Origin of the sequence: Pantoea phytostimulans (assembly GCF_046118715.1) — a bacterium.
In the GTDB taxonomy this organism is placed as follows: domain Bacteria; phylum Pseudomonadota; class Gammaproteobacteria; order Enterobacterales; family Enterobacteriaceae; genus Pantoea; species Pantoea phytostimulans.
Map to the genome: position 1 here is coordinate 3,943,303 of NZ_CP173698.1, position 26,065 is coordinate 3,969,367.

Sequence of the window (26,065 nt, forward strand, 5' to 3'; positions counted from 1 at the left end):
TATGAGTCTTAATTACCTGGATTTTGAACAACCAATCGCAGAACTGGAAGCGAAGATTGATTCGCTGACATCGATTGGTCGTCAGGATGATAAACACGTAAATCTGGATGAAGAAGTTCAGCGTTTGCGCGAAAAAAGCGTTGAGCTGACGCGTAAAATCTTCGCCGACTTAGGCGCATGGCAGATCGCTCAACTGGCGCGCCATCCTTTGCGTCCTTATACCTTTGACTACGTGCGCAACGCGTTTGACGATTTTGATGAGTTAGCTGGCGACCGTGCTTATGCTGATGACAAAGCAATTGTCGGCGGTATTGCTCGTCTTGAAGGACGTCCGGTGATGATCATCGGCCACCAGAAAGGTCGCGAAACCAAAGAGAAAATTCGTCGCAACTTCGGTATGCCTGCACCTGAAGGCTATCGTAAGGCACTGCGTTTGATGGAAATGGCTGAGCGCTTCAAAATGCCAATCATTACCTTCATTGATACGCCGGGGGCTTATCCGGGTGTAGGTGCAGAAGAGCGCGGCCAGTCTGAAGCGATTGCTCGTAACCTGCGTGAAATGTCTGGCCTAAAAGTGCCGGTCATTTGTACCGTGATTGGTGAAGGCGGTTCAGGTGGTGCGTTAGCGATCGGCGTTGGCGACAAAGTGAATATGCTGCAATACAGCACCTATTCGGTGATTTCACCGGAAGGTTGTGCGTCAATTCTGTGGAAGAGCGCAGACAAAGCGCCACTGGCTGCGGAAGCGATGGGCATCACTGCCGAACGTTTGAAAGAGCTGAAGCTGATTGACTCTGTGATCCCAGAACCGTTGGGTGGCGCGCATCGTCGCCCAGTGGATATGGCGATCTCGCTGAAACAGCAACTGCTGGCTGACTTGGCCGATCTCGATGGATTCACGACTGAAGAGTTGCTGGATCGTCGTTATCAGCGTCTGATGAGCTACGGCTACGCCTGATTTTGCATGATAAAAAACTAAGCGGACCTCGGTCCGCTTTTTTTATGCCTTAATTCTGACTGAGAGCGGCCCTGCAATTCGCTATGCTTAGCCAATGCCACAACAACTTAGGAGGTGCGCATTGAATATTCTGGCAATCATGGGCGGGCACGGTGTGTTCTATAAAGATGAACCGTTGCGCGAACTGGATGCTGCTTTAAGTCAGCAGGGGTTCCAACTCATCTATCCCAAAAACGCCGTCGATTTGCTCAAGCTGATCGAACACAATCCCCGTATCAGTGGCGTGATTTTTGACTGGGATGCGCATAACAGCATGGAGTTATGTGGCGAAATCAATCAGCTGAACGAATATCTGCCGCTGTATGCTTTCATCAACACCCATTCGCAAATGGACATCAGCATCAATGAAATGCGTATGCCTCTGCATTTTTTTGAATACGCGCTCAATGCTGCTGAAGATATTGCGCTGCATATCCGTCAATACACTGACGACTATCTGGATCACATTACTCCGCCGCTGACGAAAGCACTGTTTACCTATGTAAAAGAAGGCAAGTACACCTTCTGTACGCCGGGCCACATGGCGGGTACCGCGTTTCAAAAAAGCCCGGTTGGCTGCTTGTTTTACGATTTCTTTGGTGCGAATACGCTGAAGTCTGATATTTCAATTTCCGTTACCGAGTTGGGATCGCTGCTCGATCACACCGGGCCGCATCTTGAAGCGGAAGAGTATATTGCGCGAACCTTCGGGGCGGAACAGAGCTACATGGTGACCAATGGCACCTCAACGTCGAACAAAATAGTGGGGATGTATGCAGCACCCGCAGGCAGCACGGTGTTGATTGACCGTAATTGCCATAAATCCCTCACGCATCTGCTGATGATGAGCGATCTGGTGCCGATTTGGTTGAAGCCGACACGAAATGCACTCGGCATTCTTGGCGGTATTCCTAAACGTGAATTTACTCGCCCGAACATCGAAGCAAAGGTTGCGGCAACACCCCGCGCGACCTGGCCGGTGCATGCAGTCATCACTAACTCCACCTATGACGGCTTGCTGTACAACACGCAATACATCAAACAGACGCTGGAAGTTCCGTCGATTCATTTTGATTCAGCCTGGGTGCCTTACACTAATTTCCATCCTATTTATGAGGGTAAAAGCGGCATGAGCGGCGAGCGCACGCCGGGAAAAGTGGTATACGAAACGCAGTCGACGCATAAGCTGCTGGCAGCATTTTCGCAGGCATCAATGATCCATATTAAAGGCGATTACGACGAGCAGACGTTTAACGAAGCCTACATGATGCACACCACCACATCGCCGAACTATGCAATTGTTTCCTCAATCGAAACGGCAGCGGCAATGCTGCGCGGTAATCCCGGCAAGCGTTTAATTAACCGTTCAGTCGAGCGTGCGCTGCATTTCCGTCGTGAGATTCAGCGTTTGCGAGAAGAGTCTGACAGCTGGTTTTTTGATATCTGGCAGCCTGAGCACGTCGATGAAGCGCAGTGCTGGCCGATCCAGCCGGGTGAAGAGGAGTGGCACGGTTTTACGCAGGCCGATCGCGATCATATGTATCTGGATCCGATCAAAGTCACCATCCTCACGCCAGGCATGAGCGAACTGGGCGTGATGGCAGATGACGGTATTCCGGCTGCGCTGGTAGCCAAATTCCTTGATGAGCGCGGTATCGTGGTGGAAAAAACCGGGCCGTACAATTTGCTGTTTTTGTTCAGTATCGGCATCGATAAAACTAAAGCGATGAGTGTGCTGCGGGGCTTAACTGAGTTTAAACGCGCTTACGATCTGAATTTGCGGGTCAAAAATATGCTGCCGGATCTGTATGCAGAAGATCCTGATTTCTATCGCAACATGCGCATTCAGACGCTGGCGCAAGGGATCCATCAGATGATCCGTCAACATGATCTGCCGCGCCTGATGCTGAAAGCTTTTGATGTCTTGCCAGAGATGAAAATGACGCCGCACCAGGCTTTTCAACAACAGGTTAAAGGCAATATCGAAACGGTGGATATCAGTGAACTGGTTGGGCGTGTCTCGGCCAATATGATTTTGCCTTATCCGCCAGGTGTTCCGCTGGTCATGCCAGGTGAAATGATCACTGAGGCGAGCCGTGCCGTGCTCGATTTTCTGTTAATGCTTTGCAGCATTGGCCGTCATTATCCCGGTTTCGAGACCGATATTCATGGCGCAACACTGACTGAAGAGGGTGAATATCGCGTGCGGGTGCTGAAAAGTGAATGAGTTCAGAAGATTACGCATTGTCAGCGTAGAGTCTCGGCCGTAAGGTAATGAATTATCGAACTCAAGGAGCCAGCATGCTGCAGTTAACTCAAATCCATCATATCGCTATCATTGCGTCCGATTACCAGCGCAGTAAAGCCTTTTATTGCGACGTGCTCGGGTTTAGCCTGTTAGGCGAATACTATCGGGAAGCGCGCGATTCATGGAAAGGGGATTTAGCGCTTAATGGCCAGTACACCATTGAGCTGTTTTCTTTCCCTACGCCACCTGCTCGGGTTAGTCATCCCGAAGCCTGCGGCTTACGTCATCTCGCTTTTACCGTGGCAGACGTTGAAATCGCGGTTCAGGCGCTGGCAGAAAAAGGGGTAACTTGCGAGCCGATTCGCATTGATGATCTTACCGGTAAGCAATGCACCTTCTTTGCTGATCCAGATGGTTTGCCGCTGGAGCTGTATCAGGCGTAAAATAGCGCGCTTCAACGGGCCGCATTCGGCGGCCCGAATCTTTGGATTGCGCCATGTCTTTGCCACATCTTGATCATTTGTTGAATTCTGACGCTGCGCTTGTCGTGGCTTTCAGCGGTGGCCTGGATTCAACTGTGCTGTTGCATCATATGCTGGCATGGCAGCAACATCATCCTCAAATTCGTTTACGTGCCTTACACGTTCATCATGGGCTCAGCCCAAATGCTGACGCTTGGGCTGCGCATTGCGTAGCGATTTGCCAGCAGTGGCAGCTGAGCTGTGAGGTATTGCGGGTAAACGTTGATAGCCGCGAGCAAGGCATTGAAGCGGCAGCTCGTCAGGCACGTTATCAGGCGTTGAGTGGCGCGTTAAAGCCAGATGAAATATTGGTAACCGCGCAGCATCTTGACGATCAGTGTGAAACTTTACTGCTCGCGTTGAAACGCGGTAGCGGCCCGGCAGGCTTAGCAGCAATGCCAAAAGCAATGCAGTTGGGAAATCATCGCCTGCTGCGTCCTCTGCTGGATATCTCCCGTCAGGTGCTGGAAGATTATGCTCACAAGCATCAACTCATCTGGATAGAGGATGAAAGTAATCAGGATGTACGTTATGACCGTAATTTTTTACGTCAGCGTTTATTACCTGAATTATTAACGCGTTGGCCCCATTTTGCCGAAGCGACAGCGCGCAGCGCCGCGTTATGTGGTGAACAAGAACAGCTGCTGGATGAGTTATTGTCTGAGCAATTAAAGTCGCTGGTTCAGGCCGACGGTAGCCTGACGTTCACCGAACTCCTGAATTTCAGCGATGTGCGTGTTAATGCGCTGCTTCGCCGCTGGATTGCCGGGCAGGGCGGCAAGATGCCTTCCCGTGACGCGCTAAAGCGTATTCATCGGGAAGTGATGTTGAGCCGGGAAGATGCTCAGCCGCGTTTGCAGCTAGGCCATTTTGAAATACGCCGCTTTCGCCAGCAACTTTACTGGCTGCCGTTACAGGAATCTTTGCGTAACAGTGAATTGTGCTGGCCCGATCTCAACGACTCACTGACGCTTCCGCCTAATTTAGGCTCGCTGCAGGCTGATCACTCGGAAAATGTATTACGGCAGCCAAAGGCTGATGAGCACGTCTTTGTCCGTTTTCAGGCACAAGGCTATTTGCATCTGGTTAATCGCGCGGGTGGTCGAGAAATGAAAAAGCTTTGGCAGGAATTAAATGTTCCGCCATGGCAGCGCGAACGCATTCCTTTAATTTTTTATAATCAGACGCTTGTCTGCGCGCCCGGTTTGTTTGTTACCCGGGAAGGCGCGACCGTGGATGCGCACGGCTGGCAAGCGATCTGGCACAAACAATAATAGTGCTGGAGAGCAATGATGAAAAACTTTATTGCCGCCTTATTGGTGGTAACGGCAGTGCCGGCTTTTGCCGAGGGTGATGTGAATGCAGGCGCACAAAAAGCCGCGAGTTGCATGGCGTGTCATGGTGCGGAAGGAAAAACGGCGGTACCGCTCTATCCTAATCTTGCCGGGCAAAATAGCGCTTATCTTAATCATGCTTTACAGGCTTATAAAAAAGGTGAGCGCAGCGGTGGGCAAGCGGAAGTAATGAAAGCGTTTGTGGCGGGATTAAGTGATGAAGATATGGCGGATATTGCGGCCTATTATAACTCTTTGAAACCGTAACGAAGGAGGCGGGATAGAATCCCGCCCATGAGGATTGCGTTACTCTTCGCTGACGACAACCTTTCCCAGTTCGGGGTGGCTGAAACTGGCGATGTGATCGAGACGCAATTCACGCGTTTCACCAGAAAGGTCAATCTCCAGATACTCCACGTTTTTACGGGACACGATAACATTAGCTTTTGCCTTGAGCTGCTCGCCATCCTTCAATTCCAGCGACAGCATCCAATTCTTTTGGCAGGCGAGTTCCAGATTATCGTAGTCATCGCAATTGATGGGTTTATAAGCTTCGTTCATCAACATAGTCGCTCACCAATAAGTTTGCAGCGGCGTATGCCGCCTGTTCCCTGACAGAAGAGTTTAGCGCAGAATTCGCGGCAATATCATCAAGCGCCTTTAAAGCGCAGCCAATTGCATCCGGGACATAGCCTAAATCCCCACTGCCGATTTCGGCATATTTTTGGCGAACTAATTCACAATATTTTTGCACAAGCCCCTCCTCAGCAGAGCGTAAATACTCTGGATGATAGGCGACTATAACACAGGCATTTACAGGAAATCAGCCCGGCTAAAGCAGGATCGACACGCGATTCACTGCTAAAGTGACAGATTCCGCTGTTTGACACCAGATTAATACCCGCACAAAAGGTTAAGTTGATGAATCAGTTAAAGCATTTAAGCAGCGATTTCGCTCTGGAAGGTGACAGATGATTATGCTGTCGCGCAATATTGAGCTCCCCGATAACGAAATCGAACTGACGGCGATCCGTGCACAAGGCGCGGGTGGGCAGCATGTGAATAAAGCCAGCACGGCGATTCATCTGCGCTTTGATATCGCTTCATCGTCCCTGCCGCCGTTTTACAAAGAACGGTTGCTGGCCGCTAATCACCATTTGATTACTGGCGAAGGCGTGGTAGTGATTAAGGCTCAGGAATATCGCAGTCAGGAGATGAACCGTGAAGCTGCTTTACAGCGTTTAGTTAATTTGATTGCTGAACTTACTACGGTTGAGAAAACGCGACGCGCAACGCGACCTACGCGTGCATCAAAAGTACGGCGTCTGGAAGGCAAAATACGGCGTGCAAATACCAAAGCGTTGCGTGGAAAAGTGCAATAAAAAACGCCCCATAACCGGGGCGTTTGAACGTGAAGATGCTACTTATTCAGCGCTTTCAGCAGGAAATCGACAATATCGTCCTGCTTAATCATCTGTTTTTCACTGTCGCGGCGCGCTTTGTACTCAATCTCTTGGTTATCGAGGTTACGATCGCCAATAACGATAGTATGCGGTACGCCAATCAGTTCCATATCAGCAAACATTACGCCAGGACGCTCTTTGCGATCGTCAAGAATCACATCGATGCCTTTGGCGCGCAGTTGGTTATAGAGCTCTTCTGCCACTTCTTTCACTCGGAAAGATTTCTGCATGTTCATTGGCAGAATGGCCACTTCGAACGGAGCCAAGGCCGCAGGCCAGGTAATGCCGCGTTCATCATGGTTTTGCTCAATAGCCGCCGCCACTACGCGCGTAATACCGATACCGTAACAACCCATGGTCAACACTTGGTTACGGCCATCTTCACCCTGAACCGCGGCTTTCATCGCTTCAGAATATTTGGTACCTAGCTGGAAGATGTGTCCCACTTCGATGCCGCGTTTGATCTGCAGCGTGCCTTTGCCATCTGGACTCAGATCGCCTTCTACTACATTACGAATATCCGCAACATGTGGTGCGGGCAGATCGCGCTCCCAGTTAATGCCAATGTAATGTTTATCATCAACGTTGGCACCTGCACTAAAATCACTCATCTTCGCGACCGTACGATCGGCGATAATCGGCATATTTAGGTTAATTGGGCCAAGCGAGCCTGGACCTGCGCCCACGGCTGCACGAATCTCTTCTTCAGTGGCGAAAACCAGCGGTGAGGCAACCATGTCTGATTTCTCAGCTTTGATTTCGTTCAACGCATGATCGCCACGGACCAGCAGCGCAACCAGCGCATGACCGCTTTCTTCGGCACCTTTGACGATCAGCGTCTTGACGGTTTTCTCAATGGGCAGCTGGAATTGATTAACCAGATCCGCGATGGTTTTCGCATTCGGCGTATCGATCTGGCTCAGTTCCTGCGTTGGCATAGCGCGTTCACCCGCTGGAGCCACCGCTTCTGCGAACTCAATGTTAGCGGCGTAATCGGAATCAGTGGAGAAGATCACATCATCTTCGCCGCTCTGTGCCAGCACCTGGAATTCATGTGATGCGCTGCCGCCGATTGAGCCGGTATCTGCCTGTACGGCGCGGAAATCGAGTCCCATGCGGCTAAAGCTTTGGCTGTAGGCGCGATACATCGCATCATACGTTTCTTGCAGAGATTCCTGCGAAATGTGGAATGAGTACGCATCTTTCATAATGAATTCGCGTGAACGCATCACACCAAAACGCGGACGGACTTCGTCACGGAATTTGGTTTGAATCTGATACAGGTTAAGTGGTAGCTGTTTGTAGGAGCTGAGCTCGTTACGAATCAGGTCAGTGACCACTTCTTCATGCGTTGGACCCAGCACGAAGGGACGCTCATGGCGATCCGCAACGCGCAGCAGCTCTGGGCCATACTGTTCCCAGCGGCCGCTCTCTTGCCACAGATCGGCAGGCTGAACGACCGGCATTGAAATCTCAATCGCGCCCGCGTTGTTCATCTCTTCACGCACGATGTTTTCGACTTTTTTCAGCACACGCACACCGGTCGGCAACCAGGTATACAAGCCCGAGGCCAGTTTGCGGATCATTCCGGCGCGTAGCATCAGCTGATGGCTGATCACTTCAGCGTCGGATGGCGTCTCTTTCTGAGTAGAGAGCAGATATTGAGTAGTACGCATTGGTTACGATTCCAGTTGATCGGAAAGTCACAGACAGAATTTTGCTGGCGGCTAGTGTACCAGCGAGATCTCTGGCTCAAAAGCGGGTTTTAACGTGGGTCGATAGCAACGACTTCAGTGCCGGCTTCATCAATACGCCAGCGCACATTAAAATCCAGCAACCAGGCAGCATATTCCCGCTCCAGCGCTTCGCCTTTGCGGTAAGCGGGGCGGGGATCCTGCGCCAAAACGTCGCTGATAAATCGCGCGAGTTGGGGATAGCTCACTTGCTGCTGCAAAAGCTGTTGTTGTGCCAGCAGAGAAAAACGCACTGGCATATCCGCTTCAGGTGCAGCCTGAGCAAAGCCAGCACGCGCATTCGGTAAGGCTTCAGCAAAAGGCAGGTAAGGTTTGATATCCACCACTGGCGTGCCATCAACTAAATCCAGACTACCCAGATCCAGAATGACCTGCTGCTTCGCGCAGCGAATACCTTTTAACTCAACCAGCGACATGCCAATTGGGTTAGGTCGAAACGTTGAACGCGTAGCAAAAACACCTACGCGTGCATTACCGCCGAGGCGCGGTGGTCGCACCGTGGGCCGCCATCCACCTTCCATCGTTTGATGAAACACAAACAGCACCCAAAGGTGACTGAAATCTTCCAGTCCACGTACGGCCTCAGGCTGATTGTAAGGGGGCAAAAGATGGAGCTCGCCGCCGCCATCCTGAACCAGACCTGGCTGGCGCGGCACGGCGAATTTCTCTTTCCACGGTGAACGGATTACACCAATTTGCGCAAAGGCGAATTCACTCATTGATTACTGACTTTCAGCGCCGAGCCTTGGCAAATAGCCTGGCGATAACAACCTGGCGTGCTGCTGACAATTTCGCATTTGTGCAGTAAAACGGCGTTGGCTTTCATCTGAGACGCTTTTACTTGTAAGCGTTTGCGTGCCGTCGCGATATTGGGGGGTGAATCTTGCGTGCTGGTCTGGCAATCATCGCCGGACACTTCACCTAAATCGCGGAACGGTTTGCTGACCAGATCGGTAGCATCGGTATAAACTTTGACCGGCGCAGGACGCGACGCAGGCTTACGTGTCGGCTCGCTGGATGCCTGCGGGCGAGAAGGTGCGCTGCTTATGGGGTGATATTCCCGAACACACCCAGTCAGCATCAATGCTAACAAGCAGAGCGGTAAAAAACGCATAGCAACATCCTCATGTTGTAAAAAGTGGCGTTATTGAAACAAGGACCAGAATAAATAACAAGTCGAGCGAGGCGCTAAGCAAAAGAAAGGGCGGCATAGCGCCGCCCTGAGGGAAGGAGCAAGGCAGAATTACCAGCCTTTTACTGCGCCACCGTTAAAGACTTTATTAGCCGCGTCATTCACTTCGTCAGACTGATAAGCCTGAACAAACTTTTTCACGTTCTCTGCGTCTTTATTGTCTTCACGCGCCACAATCATATTGACGTAAGGTGAATCTTTATCTTCAACAAAGATACCGTCTTTCGCTGGCGTCAGGCCAATCTGGCTAGCGTAAGTGGTGTTGATCACTGCCAATGCAATCTGGGCATCGTCCAGTGAACGTGGCAGCTGCGGCGCTTCCAGCTCAACAATTTTTAATTTTTTCGGGTTTTCAGTGATATCCAGTGAAGTCGGCAGCAAGCCAACGCCATCTTTCAATTTGATCAGGCCCACTTTCTGCAGCAGCAGCAAGGTACGTCCCAGATTGGTCGGATCGTTAGGAATGGCGATTTGTGCGCCATCCTGCAATTCGTCCAGTGATTTGATTTTTTTCGAATAGCCGGCGATTGGGTAAACAAAGGTATTGCCTACCGATACCAGCTTGTAACCACGATCTTTGATTTGCTGATCCAGATAGGGCTTATGCTGGAAAGCGTTGGCATCAATGTCACCTTTGCTCAGCGCTTCGTTTGGTAAAACATAATCGTTGAACGTCACCAGCTCGACATCGAGGCCATATTTCTCTTTAGCGACTTTCTGAGCCACTTCAGCAACCTGCTGTTCAGCACCGACAATCACACCCACTTTAATGTGGTTTGGATCTTTTTCTTTCTGATCGCATCCAGCCAGCGCAATCGCGCCAATTAGTGCACCCACAGCGGCAATGTTTTTAAACTTGAAAGACATATCCTTTCCTTAATATTGATATTGCTTGCTTACTTATGGGACACAGCACGCACGATGCGGTCGCCACAGAATTGAATGAGATACACCAGAACCACCAGTAATACCAATACTGTATTCATCACGGTAGCGTTGTATCCGATATAACCGTACTGATAACCAATCTGACCTAATCCGCCTGCACCGACTGCACCGCCCATGGCTGAATAACCGACTAAGGTAATCAACGTTATTGTCGCGGCGTTCACCAAACCTGGCAGCGCTTCAGGCAGCAACACCTTACGCACAATCTGCATTGGCGTTGCGCCCATGGCGCGGGACGCTTCAATCAATCCAGTGGGTAGTTCCAGTAGGGCGTTTTCCACCATACGTGCAATAAAAGGTGCGGCCCCAACCGTCAATGGCACAATAGCGGCTTGTAAACCAATCGAAGTACCTACAATGACGCGGGTGAAGGGAATCATCCACACCAATAAGATAATGAAAGGAATGGAGCGGAAGATATTCACTACCGCTGAGAGCACGCGATACAAACCTTGGTTTTCAAGAATTTGTCCGGGGCGTGTCACATACAGCAATACGCCGACCGGCAAGCCCAGCACAAAACCAAAAAAGCCCGAGACAAAGGTCATCATTAGCGTTTCCCATACGCCACGCGCCAGTAACCACATCATCGCGTCAGACATAACCTAATACCTCAACTTTTACATGGTTCTCTTGCAGCCAGGCGATGGCTGTTTTGGTGTCACTTTCTGTACCGTGCATTTCAGCCAGCATGATGCCGAACTTAACGCCACCGGCGTAATCCATCTGCGCGCTAATAATGTTGTTATTAACATTGAAGCGACGAGCGGCCTCTGACAACAGTGGGGCATCCACTGATTTACCGGTAAATTCCAGGCGCAACAGCGGTACGCTATCGGTTTTCGCTTCCGATGACATGCGTTGCTGATAGTCGTCAGGAATATCCAGATGCAGTGTGGACTGAATAAATTGTTGCGCTAACGGCGTTTTAGGGTGTGAGAACACTTCGCTGACGCTGTCTTTCTCGATTAATTCGCCGTGACTAATAACGGCAACCTGATCACAGATGCGTTTCACAACATCCATTTCATGGGTAATTAAGAGAATGGTCAGGCCCAGGCGACGATTAATATCTTTTAGTAACTCAAGAATGGAACGCGTGGTTGCGGGATCAAGTGCGCTGGTGGCTTCGTCACACAGCAAGACTTTTGGATTACTGGCCAACGCACGAGCAATGGCAACCCGCTGCTTTTGGCCCCCAGAAAGGTTAGCTGGCCAGGCATCGTGCTTGTCAGACAATCCCACTAAGTCCAGCAATTCGGTAACACGTTGGTTGATCTGGCTACGCGACAGATTACCTAATTCCAGCGGAAGCGAGACATTGCCCGCCACGGTGCGTGAATTCATCAGATTAAAATGCTGGAAGATCATGCCTATCTGGCGACGGGCTTGAGTCAGTTGGCGTTCATTCAATGCAGTTAAATCAGCACCATCAACCAGCACGCGACCAGAAGTAGGGCGCTCCAACAGGTTTACGCAACGAATTAATGTACTTTTACCGGCACCGGAAGAACCGATGACACCATATATCTGACCCGCAGGGACATGAAGACTGACGTCAGATAACGCCTGAATCTTACGCGTACCTTGCTGGAACACTTTGGTTATATTTTCGAGTTTTATCATTGCGTTATTTATTATCGTATTACGTTGTCCGTGGTGTGGGAGGCTTTCTATAAGCTTAGCCATAAGAGAGCCCAATGGATGTTAAGGCATCCAGACGTCTAAATCAATCAAAGTCATTCAATCTGCCGTTCTCCCTTTTATTGCAATCATGCGATACTGAACGGTAATTTTTATAGCAGGAGTTTCTACGTGGCGAATAAAGTCCCAGCCATTTTTCTTGATCGCGATGGCACCCTAAATGTTGATCATGGCTACGTCCATGAAATCGATAATTTCCAGTTCATTGATGGCACCATCGAGGCGCTGCAAGAATTGAAGAAAATGGGCTTTGCCCTTGTAGTCGTAACAAACCAGTCAGGCATAGCGCGCGGTATGTTTACTGAAGACCAGTTTATGACGCTAACCGAGTGGATGGATTGGTCGCTGGCAGATCGTGATGTTGACTTGGATGGTATCTATTTCTGTCCGCATCATCCTGAAGGGTCAGTTGAAGCTTATCGTCAACAATGTGACTGTCGTAAGCCGCAACCCGGAATGCTGCTCTCCGCCCAGGAAGAACTGGATATCGATATGGCTTCTTCTTATATAGTCGGTGACAAAGTTGAGGATATGCTTGCAGGACAAGCTGCTGGTGTTGGAACAAAAGTATTGGTCCGCACTGGTAAACCCGTAACAGCTGAAGGTGAAGCGGCAGCGGATTGGGTAATTAATAGCCTTGCAGACCTCGCTGAGCGGATTAAAAGCGCTTAAAATAGGCGTTGTGATTAAAATTCAGGCGAACAGCAAAAAAGTTTGAATTCGCACTTGCGCTCTCAGAATGGTTCCCTATAATGCGCCTCCACTGACACGGCAAACCGGCAACGGGATGGCGGTTCAGGAGACACAGGAAACTGCGTCGCCGGAGAAAACTTCTGAAAAAGGGGTTGACTCTGAAGGAGAGAAGCGTAATATACGCCACCTCGCGACAGACCGGCCAAGCCGCTGTTCGCACTGCTCTTTAACAATTTATCAGACAATCTGTGTGGGCACTCGCAGGATGGATATCAGCGTCTCCGGACGTAAAAAATATCAAGCCTCACGAGTGAACACATAATGAAATTCATTATGACGTTTTACAGATGAGCACCGCTTAACTTGTTTAAGCAAATCAAACTTAAATTGAAGAGTTTGATCATGGCTCAGATTGAACGCTGGCGGCAGGCCTAACACATGCAAGTCGGACGGTAGCACAGGAGAGCTTGCTCTCTGGGTGACGAGTGGCGGACGGGTGAGTAATGTCTGGGAAACTGCCCGATGGAGGGGGATAACTACTGGAAACGGTAGCTAATACCGCATAACGTCGCAAGACCAAAGTGGGGGACCTTCGGGCCTCACACCATCGGATGTGCCCAGATGGGATTAGCTAGTAGGCGGGGTAATGGCCCACCTAGGCGACGATCCCTAGCTGGTCTGAGAGGATGACCAGCCACACTGGAACTGAGACACGGTCCAGACTCCTACGGGAGGCAGCAGTGGGGAATATTGCACAATGGGCGCAAGCCTGATGCAGCCATGCCGCGTGTATGAAGAAGGCCTTCGGGTTGTAAAGTACTTTCAGCGGGGAGGAAGGCGATGCGGTTAATAACCGCGTCGATTGACGTTACCCGCAGAAGAAGCACCGGCTAACTCCGTGCCAGCAGCCGCGGTAATACGGAGGGTGCAAGCGTTAATCGGAATTACTGGGCGTAAAGCGCACGCAGGCGGTCTGTTAAGTCAGATGTGAAATCCCCGGGCTCAACCCGGGAACTGCATTTGAAACTGGCAGGCTTGAGTCTCGTAGAGGGGGGTAGAATTCCAGGTGTAGCGGTGAAATGCGTAGAGATCTGGAGGAATACCGGTGGCGAAGGCGGCCCCCTGGACGAAGACTGACGCTCAGGTGCGAAAGCGTGGGGAGCAAACAGGATTAGATACCCTGGTAGTCCACGCCGTAAACGATGTCGACTTGGAGGTTGTGCCCTTGAGGCGTGGCTTCCGGAGCTAACGCGTTAAGTCGACCGCCTGGGGAGTACGGCCGCAAGGTTAAAACTCAAATGAATTGACGGGGGCCCGCACAAGCGGTGGAGCATGTGGTTTAATTCGATGCAACGCGAAGAACCTTACCTACTCTTGACATCCAGAGAACTTAGCAGAGATGCTTTGGTGCCTTCGGGAACTCTGAGACAGGTGCTGCATGGCTGTCGTCAGCTCGTGTTGTGAAATGTTGGGTTAAGTCCCGCAACGAGCGCAACCCTTATCCTTTGTTGCCAGCGATTCGGTCGGGAACTCAAAGGAGACTGCCGGTGATAAACCGGAGGAAGGTGGGGATGACGTCAAGTCATCATGGCCCTTACGAGTAGGGCTACACACGTGCTACAATGGCGCATACAAAGAGAAGCGACCTCGCGAGAGCAAGCGGACCTCACAAAGTGCGTCGTAGTCCGGATCGGAGTCTGCAACTCGACTCCGTGAAGTCGGAATCGCTAGTAATCGTGGATCAGAATGCCACGGTGAATACGTTCCCGGGCCTTGTACACACCGCCCGTCACACCATGGGAGTGGGTTGCAAAAGAAGTAGGTAGCTTAACCTTCGGGAGGGCGCTTACCACTTTGTGATTCATGACTGGGGTGAAGTCGTAACAAGGTAACCGTAGGGGAACCTGCGGTTGGATCACCTCCTTACCTGAAGATACCTTCCCGCGAAGTGCTCACACAGATTGTCTGATAGAAAAGTAATGAGCAAGACGGCTGCGAAGTCGTGACACACCTTTGTGTCCCCTTCGTCTAGCGGTTAGGACACTGCCCTTTCACGGCGGTAACAGGGGTTCGAATCCCCTAGGGGACGCCACTTGCTTGGTGACAGGTGAAAGGTGTCTCCACAAAATATCTCAAAGCCGGCTTTTCAGCCGTGTTTGAGATATTGCTCTTTAACAATCCGGAACAAGCTGAAAATTGAAACGACGCGCGCCGCATCCCTCCGTAATAAGGGGTGCACAGGCGACGCGTTCGAGTCTCTCAAATGCTTACAGCACGCAGCGTTGCAAAACGCCTGTGGGTTGTGAGGTTAAGCGACTAAGCGTACACGGTGGATGCCCTGGCAGTCAGAGGCGATGAAGGACGTGCTAATCTGCGTAAAGCGACGGTAAGGTGATATGAACCGCTACAGCCGTCGATGTCCGAATGGGGAAACCCGGTGCACTCAGTGCATCATCGCAACATGAATACATAGTGTTGCGAGGCGAACCTGGGGAACTGAAACATCTAAGTACCCAGAGGAAAAGAAATCAACCGAGATTCCCCCAGTAGCGGCGAGCGAACGGGGAGCAGCCCAGAGCCTGAATCAGCTTGTGCATTAGTGGAACGGTCTGGAAAGTCCGACGGTACAGGGTGATAGTCCCGTACACAAAAGTGCACAAGCTGTGAGCTCGATGAGTAAGGCGGGACACGTGGTATCCTGTCTGAATATGGGGGGACCATCCTCCAAGGCTAAATACTCCTGACTGACCGATAGTGAACCAGTACCGTGAGGGAAAGGCGAAAAGAACCCCGGCGAGGGGAGTGAAACAGAACCTGAAACCGTGTACGTACAAGCAGTGGGAGCCTCTTTTATGGGGTGACTGCGTACCTTTTGTATAATGGGTCAGCGACTTATATTCTGTAGCAAGGTTAACCGTATAGGGGAGCCGCAGGGAAACCGAGTCTTAACTGGGCGTTAAGTTGCAGGGTATAGACCCGAAACCCGGTGATCTAGCCATGGGCAGGTTGAAGGTTGGGTAACACTAACTGGAGGACCGAACCGACTAATGTTGAAAAATTAGCGGATGACTTGTGGCTGGGGGTGAAAGGCCAATCAAACCGGGAGATAGCTGGTTCTCCCCGAAAGCTATTTAGGTAGCGCCTCGTGAACTCATCTCCGGGGGTAGAGCACTGTTTCGGCTAGGGGGCCATCCCGGCTTACCAACCCGATGCAAACTACGAATACCGGAGAATGTTATCACGGGAGACACACGGCGGGTGCTAACGTCCGTCGTGAAGAGGGAAACAACCCAGACCGCCAGCTAAGGTCCCAAAGTCATGGTTAAGTGGGAAACGATGTGGGAAGGCACAGACAGCCAGGATGTTGGCTTAGAAGCAGCCATCATTTAAAGAAAGCGTAATAGCTCACTGGTCGAGTCGGCCTGCGCGGAAGATGTAACGGGGCTAAACCATGCACCGAAGCTGCGGCAGCGGCGCGTAAGCGCCGTTGGGTAGGGGAGCGTTCTGTAAGCCGTCGAAGGTGGACTGTGAGGTCTGCTGGAGGTATCAGAAGTGCGAATGCTGACATAAGTAACGATAAAGCGGGTGAAAAGCCCGCTCGCCGGAAGACCAAGGGTTCCTGTTCAACGTTAATCGGAGCAGGGTGAGTCGACCCCTAAGGCGAGGCCGAAAGGCGTAGTCGATGGGAAACAGGTTAATATTCCTGTACTTGGTGTTACTGCGAAGGGGGGACGGAGAAGGTTAGGTTAGCCGGGCGACGGTTGTCCCGGTTTAAGCGTGTAGGCTGGCAGTCCAGGTAAATCCGGACGGCCTCAAGGCTGAGGCGTGACGACGAGGCACTACGGTGCTGAAGTAACTGATACCCTGCTTCCAGGAAAAGCCTCTAAGCATCAGGTAACACAAAATCGTACCCCAAACCGACACAGGTGGTCAGGTAGAGAATACCAAGGCGCTTGAGAGAACTCGGGTGAAGGAACTAGGCAAAATGGTGCCGTAACTTCGGGAGAAGGCACGCTGGCGCGTAGGTGAAGGGACTTGCTCCCGGAGCTGAAGCCAGTCGAAGATACCAGCTGGCTGCAACTGTTTATTAAAAACACAGCACTGTGCAAACACGAAAGTGGACGTATACGGTGTGACGCCTGCCCGGTGCCGGAAGGTTAATTGATGGGGTTATCCGCAAGGAGAAGCTCTTGATCGAAGCCCCGGTAAACGGCGGCCGTAACTATAACGGTCCTAAGGTAGCGAAATTCCTTGTCGGGTAAGTTCCGACCTGCACGAATGGCGTAATGATGGCCAGGCTGTCTCCACCCGAGACTCAGTGAAATTGAACTCGCTGTGAAGATGCAGTGTACCCGCGGCAAGACGGAAAGACCCCGTGAACCTTTACTACAGCTTGACACTGAACCTTGAGCCTTGATGTGTAGGATAGGTGGGAGGCTTTGAAGCGCGGACGCCAGTCCGCGTGGAGCCAACCTTGAAATACCACCCTTTAATGCTTGATGTTCTAACGTAGGCCCGTAATCCGGGCTGCGGACAGTGTCTGGTGGGTAGTTTGACTGGGGCGGTCTCCTCCTAAAGAGTAACGGAGGAGCACGAAGGTCAGCTAATCACGGTCGGACATCGTGAGGTTAGTGCAATGGCATAAGCTGGCTTGACTGCGAGAGTGACGGCTCGAGCAGGTGCGAAAGCAGGTCATAGTGATCCGGTGGTTCTGAATGGAAGGGCCATCGCTCAACGGATAAAAGGTACTCCGGGGATAACAGGCTGATACCGCCCAAGAGTTCATATCGACGGCGGTGTTTGGCACCTCGATGTCGGCTCATCACATCCTGGGGCTGAAGTAGGTCCCAAGGGTACGGCTGTTCGCCGTTTAAAGTGGTACGCGAGCTGGGTTTAGAACGTCGTGAGACAGTTCGGTCCCTATCTGCCGTGGGCGCTGGAAAACTGAGGGGGGTTGCTCCTAGTACGAGAGGACCGGAGTGAACGCACCGCTGGTGTTCGGGTTGTCACGCCAGTGGCACTGCCCGGTAGCTAAGTGCGGAAAAGATAAGTGCTGAAAGCATCTAAGCACGAAACTTGCCCCGAGATGAGTTTTCCCTGACCCCTTGAGGGTCCTGAAGGGACGTTGAAGACTACGACGTTGATAGGCCGGGTGTGTAAGCGCAGCGATGCGTTGAGCTAACCGGTACTAATGACCCGTGAGGCTTAACCTTACAACGCCAGAGGCGTTTTGGTTGAGAGACAGAGATTTTCAGCTTGTTCGACGGATAACCCTGCGCGGCGAAAGCGGCGCGGGACAACAGAATTTGCCTGGCGGCTGTAGCGCGGTGGTCCCACCTGACCCCATGCCGAACTCAGAAGTGAAACGCCGTAGCGCCGATGGTAGTGTGGGGTCTCCCCATGCGAGAGTAGGGAACTGCCAGGCATCAATTTAAGACCAGCACGCTGGTCGTGACCCCGCGGGTGACGCGGCGGGGGCGAAACACCTGCAGCCTGCAGCGCGGGCGGCAGTACAGAATCGGTGGAGCGGTAGTTCAGTTGGTTAGAATACCTGCCTGTCACGCAGGGGGTCGCGGGTTCGAGCCCCGTCCGTTCCGCCACTTAATTGATAAGCCCTGACTGAAAAGTCAGGGCTTTTTCATTTGTGCAAAAAACGGTAGGTTGATTAAAAATCAATTATCTTCTGCTTCTCAGCGACTTAATCAGCAAGAATAACCCTGTCAAAATGACCTCATTATATAATTCCGTTCACATTAATGAGGATAAAATGTCTATTCCCGCTTTTGGTCTTGGGACCTTCCGTTTGCAAAATGATGTCGTTATTCATTCAGTAAAAACTGCCTTAGACGTTGGTTATCGCGTCATTGATACCGCTCAGATCTATGAAAATGAGGCGGCTATTGGTCAGGCGATCGCTGAAAGTGACATTGCTCGTAATGACTTATTCATTACCACGAAAATATGGGTCGAAAACCTTTCGAAAGACGATTTGATTACCAGTCTCAAAGAGAGTTTAGAAAAGCTAAGAACTGATTATATCGATCTAACGCTGATCCATTGGCCTTCTCCAGGCGCAGCAATTTCAGTAGCTGAAAGCATGCAAGCTCTTATGGAAGCGAAGCAGCAAGGGTTAACGCGTCAAATAGGCGTATCAAACTTTACGATAGATCTTATGCAGCAGGCGATTAATGCGGTTGGTGCTGTAAATATCGCTACAAATCAGATTGAGCTTCACCCCTTTTTACAGAACCGCCAGGTTGTAGATTTTGCAAATACTCATGCTATTCCCATCACTTCTTATATGACGCTGGCATATGGTGAAGCTTTGAAAAACGAGGTTATTCAAGCGATTGCGATGAAGCATCAGATAACTGCAGCTCAGGCTGTTCTGGCATGGGCTATGCAGCTCGGGTACGCAGTTATTCCATCTTCAACCAAGCGTGATAACTTAGTCAGTAATCTTGACGCTATAAAAGTCACACTGGATGAAGATGATATGATGCAGATTGCTTCATTAGATCGTAATCATCGTTTGGTTAGTCCTGAAGGACTGGCACCTGACTGGGATTAAGTTTTGCTTAAACAGTCCTGCACGCGCCAGGGCTGTTCACTCATCCACTCACTAAGAAAATCAATAAATGCACGCACGCGCTGGCTTACTCCCATGTCGCTGTAGTAAACCGCGTTAAACGGCATTTCTACAAGGAGCCGCTGCTCAGCTAATACCTCCATTAACTTTCCCTCAGCAATTTCTTTATCGATCATGTAATCAGACAAACATGCGATGCCATTGCCGTTTAGGCAAAGCTGTTTGATGGTCTCGCCGCTATTAGAAGACATTCCCAAATGAATATCGTAAAGCTCACCGCTTTCCTGGGCAACAGGCCAGCGATTTAGACGCGAAGGATCAACAAAGCCCAGGCACTCATGGCGATCTAAATCTGTAACATTGTGCGGCGTCCCCCTTTTTTCAAGATATTCAGGTGAAGCTACCAATTTTCGATAGCTAATAAATAGCAGTCTGGCTCGCAGTGTTGAGTCCGTTAAATTACCTGCTCGAATAGCCACATCCACCTTGCGTTCAATCAAATTGATGAAGCTTTCAGAGGAAATTAACGACAAAGTGACATCAGGATAACGTTCGCGGAAGGGTTTAATCATTGGCATAAGTAGATGAAGAATAACCGGCGTTGCTGCATCCACTCGTAATAAACCTTTTGGTGCGTAACGGCTTTCAATTAAATCATTTTCTGCCGATGTCATTTCTTGTAAGAAACTTTGCACCCGTCTGAAATAACGCTCGCCTTCTTGTGTTAGCGCTAAATGTCGTGTTGTTCGCGTAAGCAACGCAACGCCGAGCTTATTTTCTAACTTCTTGATGGTCCTACTTACAGCCGAGTTTGCCATGTGCAGTTGCTCGGCGGCGCGACTAAAGCTCCCGCTTTCAACCACGCTAACAAACACTTTTAGCTCTTCAGAAGATGCTTTCACTATTTCCCTCCAGACAAAAGACTATTGTTATTTTGCATCTTTTTGTTATTAAAGCATGCGGCAATACTAGCGGCCATCAATCATTGGATGGAGTTAATTATGCCACTTGCTCTTTGGGCGCTAACCATCAGCGCATTCGCTATAGGAACAACTGAATTTGTCATTGTAGGATTGATCCCGACGATCGCCGAACAGATGACCATTACCTTACCTTCAGCAGGAATGCTGGTATCGATCTATGCAATAGGCGTTGCGGTAGGCGCGCCAGTATTGACTGCGCTGACAGGAAAATTACCGCGTAAATATTTACTTGTAGGATTAATGGCGCTGTTCACGATGGGCAACATCGTTGCCTGGCGAGCCCCCGATTACAACACGCTGATCATTGCTCGCTTGCTGACAGGGCTGGCGCATGGCGTTTTCTTCTCTGTTGGTTCAACAATTGCCACCAGCCTGGTCAGTAAAGATAAAGCCGCCAGCGCCATTGCTATCATGTTTGGTGGATTAACCGTTGCCTTAGTGACGGGTGTTCCGATGGGAACCTTTATTGGTCAACATTTTGGCTGGCGCGAAAGTTTCCTCGCTGTATCGTTGCTGGGTGTCATAGCTTTAATCGCGAGCGCTATACTTATTCCGCGTAATATCGCCCAACCCAAAAACACGAGTCTGTTACAACAGGCACAGGTCTTAGTTAATCCTCGCTTGATGCTGATCTACGCCATTACCGCGCTAGGATATGGCGGAGTTTTTACCACCTTTACATTTTTAGCGCCTGTCATGCAGCAGTTAGCGGGGTTCTCACCTTCGGCAGTAGGCATTATTTTGCTCGGCTATGGCGTGTCTGTCGCGATCGGTAATATTTGGGGTGGCAAGCTGGCAGATACACAAGGCCCGGTACGGGCGCTCAGCCTGATTTTTGCTGCGTTGGCGCTATCGTTGCTCCTATTTCAGTTCACTGCCTCACTTCATTGGGCAGCTTTAGCAACCGTGTTGGTGATGGGAATATTTGCGTTTGGCAATGTGCCTGGCCTGCAAGTGTATGTAGTACAGAAAGCGGAACGTTATACACCCGGCGCGGTTGATGTTGCGTCAGGACTGAACATCGCCGCTTTCAATGTCGGTATTGCGTTAGGATCGACAATTGGAGGCTATGTAGTTCAACATTATGGGCTGTCTCAAACGCCGTGGATTGGCGCGCTTATCGTTTTTTCTGCTCTGTTATTGATTCGGCTAAGTGGCCGCCTTGATCGGCCTAGCTCCGAGCCAGTGATGGAATAAAACCCGAAACAGCCTGCAATCCGCCGGCTGTTTTGCACATTAGGAATGAGATGAATTCCGACATTCACCGACATTGATTGAAACCCCGTACTAAAATCCCTATAACAGACAAGAGATATACTTTGTTGAGTAATTAGTCAGGCGGGAAAGTGCGGAAAAAAACTTATGCAATGCGATATGTCGCGGGACAGCCAGCGGAACAGATCTTCCCGCCGGGTGCAATGCTTCATCTCGGACAAGCGCTTCCTCCCGGTGCTCCGCTGCCTGCCAATCCTAACTTAAAGGTATTGGTATGGAATATTTTCAAGCAGCAGCGTGCAGACTGGATGACAGTGTTAGAGGGATTCGGTAAAGACGCGCATCTGGTTTTGCTTCAGGAGGCGCAGACTACGCCAGAGCTGGTACGTTTTGCTACCAGCAACTATCTCGCAGCCGATCAGGTTCCTGCTTTCGTGCTGCCACAGCATCCCTCAGGAGTCATGACCTTAGCTTCGGCGCATCCTGTCTATTGCTGCCCGTTACGAGAGCGTGAACCGCTCTTACGGCTCGCAAAGTCGGCGCTCATTACTGCTTATCCTTTACCGACCGGTGAAATGCTAATGGTCGTAAACATCCATGCCGTGAATTTTAGCCTTGGCGTTGATGTTTACAGTAAACAGTTGGGACCGATTGGTGAGCAGATCACGCATCATCGTGGGCCGGTTATCATGGCAGGGGATTTTAATGCCTGGAGTCGGCAGCGTATCAATGCGCTGTATCGGTTTGCACAGCAAATGGATCTGGAAGAGGTGATGTTTACTGCCGACCATCGCCGTAAAGCGTTTGGGCGTCCCTTGGATTTTGTTTTCTATCGCGACATGAATGTTAGCGAAGCATCAGTGTTAGTGACTCGTGCCTCGGATCACAATCCATTACTGGTAGAGTTCAACTCGAAACGCTGAACTGATGTAAAGCAGAAAGGTATAAAAGAAAAAGGCTGACAATTGTCAGCCTTTTCGACGTATCAGGTATCTGGTGTTGCGCTATTATTTACAAACAGCGTTAACTTATCGCCTGGCTGAATATCTTTTGAGTTATCCAGCACACTGTTCCAGCGCATCACGTCTTTGATATTGACGCCGTGATGCTTTGCAATACTGCCAAGAGAATCACCCTTACGAACACGATAGGTGATGCTGTTGCCGTTATCAGCCAGCTTGGTGCCGCTAGTGCCCACGTTCAATGTTTGACCGGGCTGGATAGCTGCACTGCGCAGGTTGTTTTGCTGCTTCAGTGTGGCAATGCTGACGCCCAGCTTATTAGCGATACCGGAAAGCGTATCACCCGTGCGCACTCTGTACCCACCGGTTGCGCTGGCTTTCGCTAGCTGCGTTGGCTGTACGGCTGCGATATCACCGGAAGCCAGTGAATTACGCAACTTTGCGACGTTGGACTTAGGCACCATAATATAGTGCGGTCCATTTGGTGCTGTAGCACCCCCTTTATAGCCCGTATTGAAGCTCTTTAATTTACTGAGCGACATACCGGCCATTTCAGCGGCTTGCGTCAACTGCATCTGCTGACCTACTTCAACACGCGCCAGAGCGCGGCTTTCATTAGGTGCTGGCAGTTTAATACCGTAACGCTTGTTGTTTTTGAGCAGTTCACTCAAAGCCAACATTTTAGGGACGTAAACCGTGGTTTCACGTGGAAGCGAAAGATGCCAGAAATCGGTGGGCTTACCGCGCGCCTTATTCTGTTTCATCGCCTTCAATACACGCCCTTCACCACTGTTGTAAGCCGCGATGGTTAATAACCAGTCACCGTCAAACATCGTGTTAAGGCGTTGCATCATATCCAGTGCAACTTTGGTTGAAGCGACCACATCGCGTCGACCATCATAGTATTGGTTCTGTTTCAAACCATAGTTTCGCCCGGTAGCAGCAACGATCTGCCAAATGCCTGCGGCATTGGCGGATGATGTTGCGCGAGGGTCAAAAGCGCTCTCCACTATGGGTAGCAGTACTAGTTCCATCGGCATTTTACGTTTCTGTATTTGCTCGACTATCCAGTACATGTACGGCTCTGCCCGTAATGTTACATCGTGGAGATAGCTCTTATTCTTTAAAAACTTTGTTTTTTGTTCGCGGATCCGGCTGTTTTCCGGAATCCCCATCTTCAACTCGTCACTAATGAAACTCCAGAGATCACTGTCGTCTGCGAGGCCAGTTCCATCTTCCTGCCATCGCGGTGACAATAATTCGTCTCCGTATTTTCCATTTTCACTTTGACCAGCTGAAGACAGACTCTGGGCATGCTGTTCTGGGATGTTGGCGTCATTCCGTGAAGCCTGGCATCCAACCAGCAAGACCGAGGCGAGTAATATCGCTTTAGCCTTCATGTGTGTGTCAATAGTCGCTTAAAAGACGAGCAACTATACTTGACGACTTTTCACAACACAACCCGAAATGTCAGAAACTATCTTTCTTCTCGCGTAGAACGGCAAATGTATGCCATATCGGCCTTCCTGAAGGGTCAACGTTCAAAGCGCGTTGTAAATCAGGGTCTTGCGTACGCAAAAATAAATTTATTGACCGTTCGTGCGCCAGTTTTGTGGGCAAACTAATGCCGTTTTTGGCACGTAAGTCCTTAATTTTCTGGAATTCAGCCATAATTTGCGGGTCATGAGGCAGAATAGCCGCAGAAAAGGTTAAATTGGATAACGTATACTCATGAGCACAACAGACTAAAGTTTCTTCAGGTAATGTATTAAGCTTTTGAAATGATTGATACATTTGCTCGGCAGTTCCTTCAAAAAGCCTGCCGCAGCCGCTAGAAAACATTGTGTCGCCACAGAAAAGGTAAGGGGCGCTGTAATATGAGATATGTCCTAAAGTGTGCCCGGGGGTAGCGATCACGTCAAAGGTCATGCCTAACACACTCACCTGATCCCCTTCACTTACCAGGGTTTTTGCACCTTTATCTGCGGTTTCTTGTGGTCCGAAAATCTCAATGTCAGGGAAGTGTTCAAGCAGGGTTTTCACACCACCTACGTGATCGTTATGATGATGCGTGAGCAAAATTGCGACAGGTTGCCAGCCATTGGCTTTGACTTTTTCCACCACTGGCTGCGCTTCGCCTGGATCGACAATCAGGCATTTTCCTTCATTATCTGTCAGCGTCCAGATGTAGTTATCTTGCAACGCCGGAATACTGGTAAGATTCATAATCACCTCTCGCAGGTCGTAGGAAAAGGAAGATGGTAAAGCATGAAGCCCGCTAAAACACGCCAAATTCTGACCGCGCCGCTCTCATGGCAAGACATGCCATGGGGAGAATATTTTCGCGACGCGCTGACGCAGCAACTTCAACCCTATCTCGGAAAGCTTTATGGCTTTCATATGCTTAAGCTTGGCAACCTGAGTGCAGAAATCAATACCGAAAACTGCGCTATCTCGCATCAGGTTAATGTGGGCAGTGAAGGTGACCTGTTACAGGTACGGGCAGATCCTTCGCAATTACCGTTTGAATCTAAATCCGTTGATGCCTGTTTGCTGGCGCATACGCTGGCGTGGAATCAAGATCCTCATCGTGTATTGCGCGAAGTTGATCGGGTATTAATCGATGATGGTTGGATGATTATCAGCGGCTTCAATCCGTTTAGCTTACTCGGCATCAGTAAGTTTGTGCCGATGGTTCACCGAAAAGCGCCGTGGAGTGGCCGGATGTTCAGTCAGATGCGTTTACTCGACTGGCTAGGCTTGCTGAATTATGAAGTCGTTTTCCGCACGCGCTTTCAGGTTTTGCCGTGGCATCGGCAGGGCGGCAAGCTGATCAGCGCCCATTTACCGGCGCTGGGTTGTCTGAATATTGTGGTGGCGCGTAAGCGGACTTTCCCGCTAACGCCAACCAAAGCCAAAAAGAGCCTGAGCAAATCGCAGGTGCGTCAAACGGTTAACGCCACGCGTCAGTTTCGTCAGGCAAAAGATCAAGATTCAGGCTGATAACCGATATCCTCAAAAGCGGGGTTGCCTGCAGCGCTGCGAGCCAGTTCATCGCAGCGCTCATTCTCAGGATGCCCGGCGTGACCTTTAACCCATTCCCACTCAATTTTGTGGGTACTGAGTGCGGTATCGAGACGTTTCCAAAGATCGACGTTCTTGACAGGTTTCTTATCTGCCGTTTTCCAGCCACGCTTTTTCCAGTTATGAATCCAACTGGTAATGCCCTGACGTACATACTGGCTGTCGGTGCTTAGCACCACATTGCAAGGCTGAGTCAGTGCTTCCAACGAAACAATCGCAGCCATCAACTCCATGCGATTATTGGTGGTCAGGCGATAGCCCGCGCTGAACGTTTTCTCATGTTGACCATAGCGTAAAATGGCACCGTAACCGCCTGGGCCGGGATTACCAAGGCAAGATCCATCGGTGAATATTTCTACCTGTTTGCGCATCTCTGGT

23 protein-coding genes, 2 tRNA genes and 3 rRNA genes are annotated in these 26,065 nt (G+C 50.4%); 16 read left to right on the forward strand and 12 right to left on the reverse strand.

Annotation, left to right across the window (positions count from 1 at the left end):
• Window position 1 precedes the first annotated feature (1 nt).
• The 5 genes from accA to ACF2G4_RS18245 all read left to right on the forward strand — a co-directional run bounded on the left by accA (window position 2) and on the right by ACF2G4_RS18245 (window position 5,367).
• Window positions 2-958, forward strand: coding sequence for an acetyl-CoA carboxylase carboxyl transferase subunit alpha (gene accA / locus ACF2G4_RS18225; protein WP_409075263.1), 957 nt, complete (start codon window positions 2-4; stop codon window positions 956-958).
• A 121-nt stretch (window positions 959-1,079) separates the two neighbouring features.
• Window positions 1,080-3,224: a lysine decarboxylase LdcC gene (locus tag ACF2G4_RS18230; RefSeq protein ID WP_332625514.1), complete on the forward strand. Its 2,145-nt coding sequence runs from the start codon at window positions 1,080-1,082 to the stop codon at window positions 3,222-3,224.
• A 74-nt stretch (window positions 3,225-3,298) separates the two neighbouring features.
• The gene (locus ACF2G4_RS18235; protein WP_215847560.1) at window positions 3,299-3,688 is read left to right on the forward strand and encodes a VOC family protein; all 390 of its coding nucleotides are present in this window, start codon (window positions 3,299-3,301) and stop codon (window positions 3,686-3,688) included.
• A gap of 53 nt (window positions 3,689-3,741) precedes the next feature.
• Window positions 3,742-5,040, forward strand: coding sequence for a tRNA lysidine(34) synthetase TilS (gene tilS / locus ACF2G4_RS18240; RefSeq protein WP_409075264.1), 1,299 nt, complete (start codon window positions 3,742-3,744; stop codon window positions 5,038-5,040).
• Window positions 5,041-5,058: 18 nt separating this feature from the next.
• The gene (locus tag ACF2G4_RS18245; RefSeq protein WP_215848332.1) at window positions 5,059-5,367 is read left to right on the forward strand and encodes a cytochrome c; all 309 of its coding nucleotides are present in this window, start codon (window positions 5,059-5,061) and stop codon (window positions 5,365-5,367) included.
• Between the two features lie 39 nt (window positions 5,368-5,406).
• Here the strand turns inward: ACF2G4_RS18245 and rof are convergent, their stop codons facing one another.
• Window positions 5,407-5,667: a Rho-binding antiterminator gene (rof, locus tag ACF2G4_RS18250; RefSeq protein ID WP_215847558.1), complete on the reverse strand. Its 261-nt coding sequence runs from the start codon at window positions 5,665-5,667 to the stop codon at window positions 5,407-5,409.
• The gene (locus ACF2G4_RS18255; protein WP_215847557.1) at window positions 5,645-5,854 is read right to left on the reverse strand and encodes a YaeP family protein; all 210 of its coding nucleotides are present in this window, start codon (window positions 5,852-5,854) and stop codon (window positions 5,645-5,647) included. Before ACF2G4_RS18255 ends, rof begins: the two co-directional genes overlap by 23 nt.
• A gap of 217 nt (window positions 5,855-6,071) precedes the next feature.
• Between ACF2G4_RS18255 and arfB the strand changes: the two genes are divergently transcribed.
• Window positions 6,072-6,482 carry an alternative ribosome rescue aminoacyl-tRNA hydrolase ArfB gene (gene arfB / locus ACF2G4_RS18260; protein WP_409075265.1) on the forward strand — a complete coding sequence of 137 codons (411 nt, stop codon included), beginning with the start codon at window positions 6,072-6,074 and terminating at the stop codon, window positions 6,480-6,482.
• Window positions 6,483-6,520: 38 nt separating this feature from the next.
• On the opposite strand, the gene proS is transcribed toward arfB, so the two are convergent.
• The 6 genes from proS to metN all read right to left on the reverse strand — a co-directional run bounded on the left by proS (window position 6,521) and on the right by metN (window position 12,083).
• Window positions 6,521-8,239, reverse strand: a complete 1,719-nt coding sequence (proS, locus tag ACF2G4_RS18265; RefSeq protein WP_409075266.1) for a proline--tRNA ligase — start codon at window positions 8,237-8,239, stop codon at window positions 6,521-6,523.
• Between the two features lie 89 nt (window positions 8,240-8,328).
• Window positions 8,329-9,036: a tRNA (N6-threonylcarbamoyladenosine(37)-N6)-methyltransferase TrmO gene (gene tsaA, locus ACF2G4_RS18270; RefSeq protein WP_243078539.1), complete on the reverse strand. Its 708-nt coding sequence runs from the start codon at window positions 9,034-9,036 to the stop codon at window positions 8,329-8,331.
• A complete protein-coding gene (gene rcsF, locus ACF2G4_RS18275; RefSeq protein ID WP_243078538.1) occupies window positions 9,033-9,431 on the reverse strand; it encodes an Rcs stress response system protein RcsF in 399 nt (132 codons plus the stop codon). The genes tsaA and rcsF overlap by 4 nt, the downstream gene beginning before the upstream one ends.
• Window positions 9,432-9,560: 129 nt before the next feature.
• Window positions 9,561-10,376, reverse strand: coding sequence for a MetQ/NlpA family lipoprotein (locus tag ACF2G4_RS18280; protein WP_243078537.1), 816 nt, complete (start codon window positions 10,374-10,376; stop codon window positions 9,561-9,563).
• A 29-nt stretch (window positions 10,377-10,405) separates the two neighbouring features.
• Window positions 10,406-11,059, reverse strand: a complete 654-nt coding sequence (locus ACF2G4_RS18285) for a methionine ABC transporter permease MetI (protein ID WP_243078536.1) — start codon at window positions 11,057-11,059, stop codon at window positions 10,406-10,408.
• Entirely contained in the window at window positions 11,052-12,083 is a 1,032-nt protein-coding gene (gene metN / locus ACF2G4_RS18290) for a methionine ABC transporter ATP-binding protein MetN (protein WP_215847554.1), read from the reverse strand. The genes ACF2G4_RS18285 and metN overlap by 8 nt, the downstream gene beginning before the upstream one ends.
• 189 nt (window positions 12,084-12,272) lie before the next feature.
• On the opposite strand from metN, the gene gmhB reads away from it, so the two are divergent.
• The 7 genes from gmhB to dkgB all read left to right on the forward strand — a co-directional run bounded on the left by gmhB (window position 12,273) and on the right by dkgB (window position 19,425).
• Window positions 12,273-12,833, forward strand: a complete 561-nt coding sequence (gmhB, locus tag ACF2G4_RS18295) for a D-glycero-beta-D-manno-heptose 1,7-bisphosphate 7-phosphatase (RefSeq protein WP_215847553.1) — start codon at window positions 12,273-12,275, stop codon at window positions 12,831-12,833.
• A 405-nt stretch (window positions 12,834-13,238) separates the two neighbouring features.
• Window positions 13,239-14,780, forward strand: a 16S ribosomal RNA gene (locus tag ACF2G4_RS18300).
• Window positions 14,781-14,871: 91 nt separating this feature from the next.
• Window positions 14,872-14,946: transfer RNA gene (locus ACF2G4_RS18305), tRNA-Glu, on the forward strand.
• Between the two features lie 214 nt (window positions 14,947-15,160).
• A 23S ribosomal RNA gene (locus tag ACF2G4_RS18310) occupies window positions 15,161-18,067 on the forward strand.
• 96 nt (window positions 18,068-18,163) lie between these two features.
• Window positions 18,164-18,279: ribosomal RNA gene (gene rrf / locus ACF2G4_RS18315) — 5S ribosomal RNA — on the forward strand.
• The 16S, 23S and 5S rRNA genes sit together here with 2 tRNA genes alongside, the layout of an rRNA operon.
• Window positions 18,280-18,377: 98 nt before the next feature.
• Window positions 18,378-18,454, forward strand: a tRNA-Asp gene (locus ACF2G4_RS18320).
• Window positions 18,455-18,621: 167 nt separating this feature from the next.
• Window positions 18,622-19,425 (forward strand): 2,5-didehydrogluconate reductase DkgB, encoded by an 804-nt coding sequence (gene dkgB, locus ACF2G4_RS18325; RefSeq protein ID WP_409075267.1) that lies wholly within the window; start codon window positions 18,622-18,624, stop codon window positions 19,423-19,425.
• Here dkgB and yafC read toward each other — a convergent pair.
• On the reverse strand, window positions 19,422-20,345 hold the full coding sequence (gene yafC, locus ACF2G4_RS18330; protein ID WP_409075268.1) for a DNA-binding transcriptional regulator YafC: 924 nt from the start codon (window positions 20,343-20,345) through the stop codon (window positions 19,422-19,424). The genes dkgB and yafC overlap by 4 nt on opposite strands.
• A gap of 99 nt (window positions 20,346-20,444) precedes the next feature.
• Between yafC and ACF2G4_RS18335 the strand changes: the two genes are divergently transcribed.
• Both ACF2G4_RS18335 and ACF2G4_RS18340 read left to right on the forward strand, forming a co-directional pair.
• A complete protein-coding gene (locus ACF2G4_RS18335; protein WP_215847551.1) occupies window positions 20,445-21,623 on the forward strand; it encodes an MFS transporter in 1,179 nt (392 codons plus the stop codon).
• 149 nt (window positions 21,624-21,772) lie between these two features.
• The gene (locus ACF2G4_RS18340; RefSeq protein ID WP_215847550.1) at window positions 21,773-22,564 is read left to right on the forward strand and encodes an endonuclease/exonuclease/phosphatase family protein; all 792 of its coding nucleotides are present in this window, start codon (window positions 21,773-21,775) and stop codon (window positions 22,562-22,564) included.
• Window positions 22,565-22,626: 62 nt separating this feature from the next.
• On the opposite strand, the gene mltD is transcribed toward ACF2G4_RS18340, so the two are convergent.
• Window positions 22,627-24,003 carry a murein transglycosylase D gene (gene mltD, locus ACF2G4_RS18345; RefSeq protein WP_243080093.1) on the reverse strand — a complete coding sequence of 459 codons (1,377 nt, stop codon included), beginning with the start codon at window positions 24,001-24,003 and terminating at the stop codon, window positions 22,627-22,629.
• Window positions 24,004-24,073: 70 nt separating this feature from the next.
• A complete protein-coding gene (gloB, locus tag ACF2G4_RS18350) occupies window positions 24,074-24,829 on the reverse strand; it encodes a hydroxyacylglutathione hydrolase (protein ID WP_409075269.1) in 756 nt (251 codons plus the stop codon).
• 42 nt (window positions 24,830-24,871) lie between these two features.
• Here gloB and ACF2G4_RS18355 point away from each other — a divergent pair, with 42 nt between their 5' ends.
• Window positions 24,872-25,606: a class I SAM-dependent methyltransferase gene (locus ACF2G4_RS18355; RefSeq protein ID WP_409075270.1), complete on the forward strand. Its 735-nt coding sequence runs from the start codon at window positions 24,872-24,874 to the stop codon at window positions 25,604-25,606.
• Here ACF2G4_RS18355 and rnhA read toward each other — a convergent pair.
• The gene (gene rnhA / locus ACF2G4_RS18360) at window positions 25,591-26,058 is read right to left on the reverse strand and encodes a ribonuclease HI (protein ID WP_215847547.1); all 468 of its coding nucleotides are present in this window, start codon (window positions 26,056-26,058) and stop codon (window positions 25,591-25,593) included. The genes ACF2G4_RS18355 and rnhA overlap by 16 nt on opposite strands.
• Between the last annotated feature and the right edge of the window lie 7 nt (window positions 26,059-26,065).

Bases quoted from the DNA above. Each gene is read 5' to 3' on its own strand.
- accA (WP_409075263.1), top strand. From the start codon at position 2: ATGAGTCTTAATTACCTGGATTTTGAACAACCAATCGCAGAACTGGAA.
- ACF2G4_RS18235 (WP_215847560.1), top strand. From the start codon at position 3,299: ATGCTGCAGTTAACTCAAATCCATCATATCGCTATCATTGCGTCCGAT.
- tilS (WP_409075264.1), top strand. From the start codon at position 3,742: ATGTCTTTGCCACATCTTGATCATTTGTTGAATTCTGACGCTGCGCTT.
- ACF2G4_RS18245 (WP_215848332.1), top strand. From the start codon at position 5,059: ATGAAAAACTTTATTGCCGCCTTATTGGTGGTAACGGCAGTGCCGGCT.
- rof (WP_215847558.1), bottom strand. From the start codon at position 5,667: ATGTTGATGAACGAAGCTTATAAACCCATCAATTGCGATGACTACGAT.
- arfB (WP_409075265.1), top strand. From the start codon at position 6,072: ATGATTATGCTGTCGCGCAATATTGAGCTCCCCGATAACGAAATCGAA.
- proS (WP_409075266.1), bottom strand. From the start codon at position 8,239: ATGCGTACTACTCAATATCTGCTCTCTACTCAGAAAGAGACGCCATCC.
- tsaA (WP_243078539.1), bottom strand. From the start codon at position 9,036: ATGAGTGAATTCGCCTTTGCGCAAATTGGTGTAATCCGTTCACCGTGG.
- rcsF (WP_243078538.1), bottom strand. From the start codon at position 9,431: ATGCGTTTTTTACCGCTCTGCTTGTTAGCATTGATGCTGACTGGGTGT.
- ACF2G4_RS18280 (WP_243078537.1), bottom strand. From the start codon at position 10,376: ATGTCTTTCAAGTTTAAAAACATTGCCGCTGTGGGTGCACTAATTGGC.
- ACF2G4_RS18285 (WP_243078536.1), bottom strand. From the start codon at position 11,059: ATGTCTGACGCGATGATGTGGTTACTGGCGCGTGGCGTATGGGAAACG.
- metN (WP_215847554.1), bottom strand. From the start codon at position 12,083: ATGATAAAACTCGAAAATATAACCAAAGTGTTCCAGCAAGGTACGCGT.
- dkgB (WP_409075267.1), top strand. From the start codon at position 18,622: ATGTCTATTCCCGCTTTTGGTCTTGGGACCTTCCGTTTGCAAAATGAT.
- ACF2G4_RS18335 (WP_215847551.1), top strand. From the start codon at position 20,445: ATGCCACTTGCTCTTTGGGCGCTAACCATCAGCGCATTCGCTATAGGA.
- mltD (WP_243080093.1), bottom strand. From the start codon at position 24,003: ATGAAGGCTAAAGCGATATTACTCGCCTCGGTCTTGCTGGTTGGATGC.
- gloB (WP_409075269.1), bottom strand. From the start codon at position 24,829: ATGAATCTTACCAGTATTCCGGCGTTGCAAGATAACTACATCTGGACG.
- ACF2G4_RS18355 (WP_409075270.1), top strand. From the start codon at position 24,872: ATGAAGCCCGCTAAAACACGCCAAATTCTGACCGCGCCGCTCTCATGG.
- rnhA (WP_215847547.1), bottom strand. From the start codon at position 26,058: ATGCGCAAACAGGTAGAAATATTCACCGATGGATCTTGCCTTGGTAAT.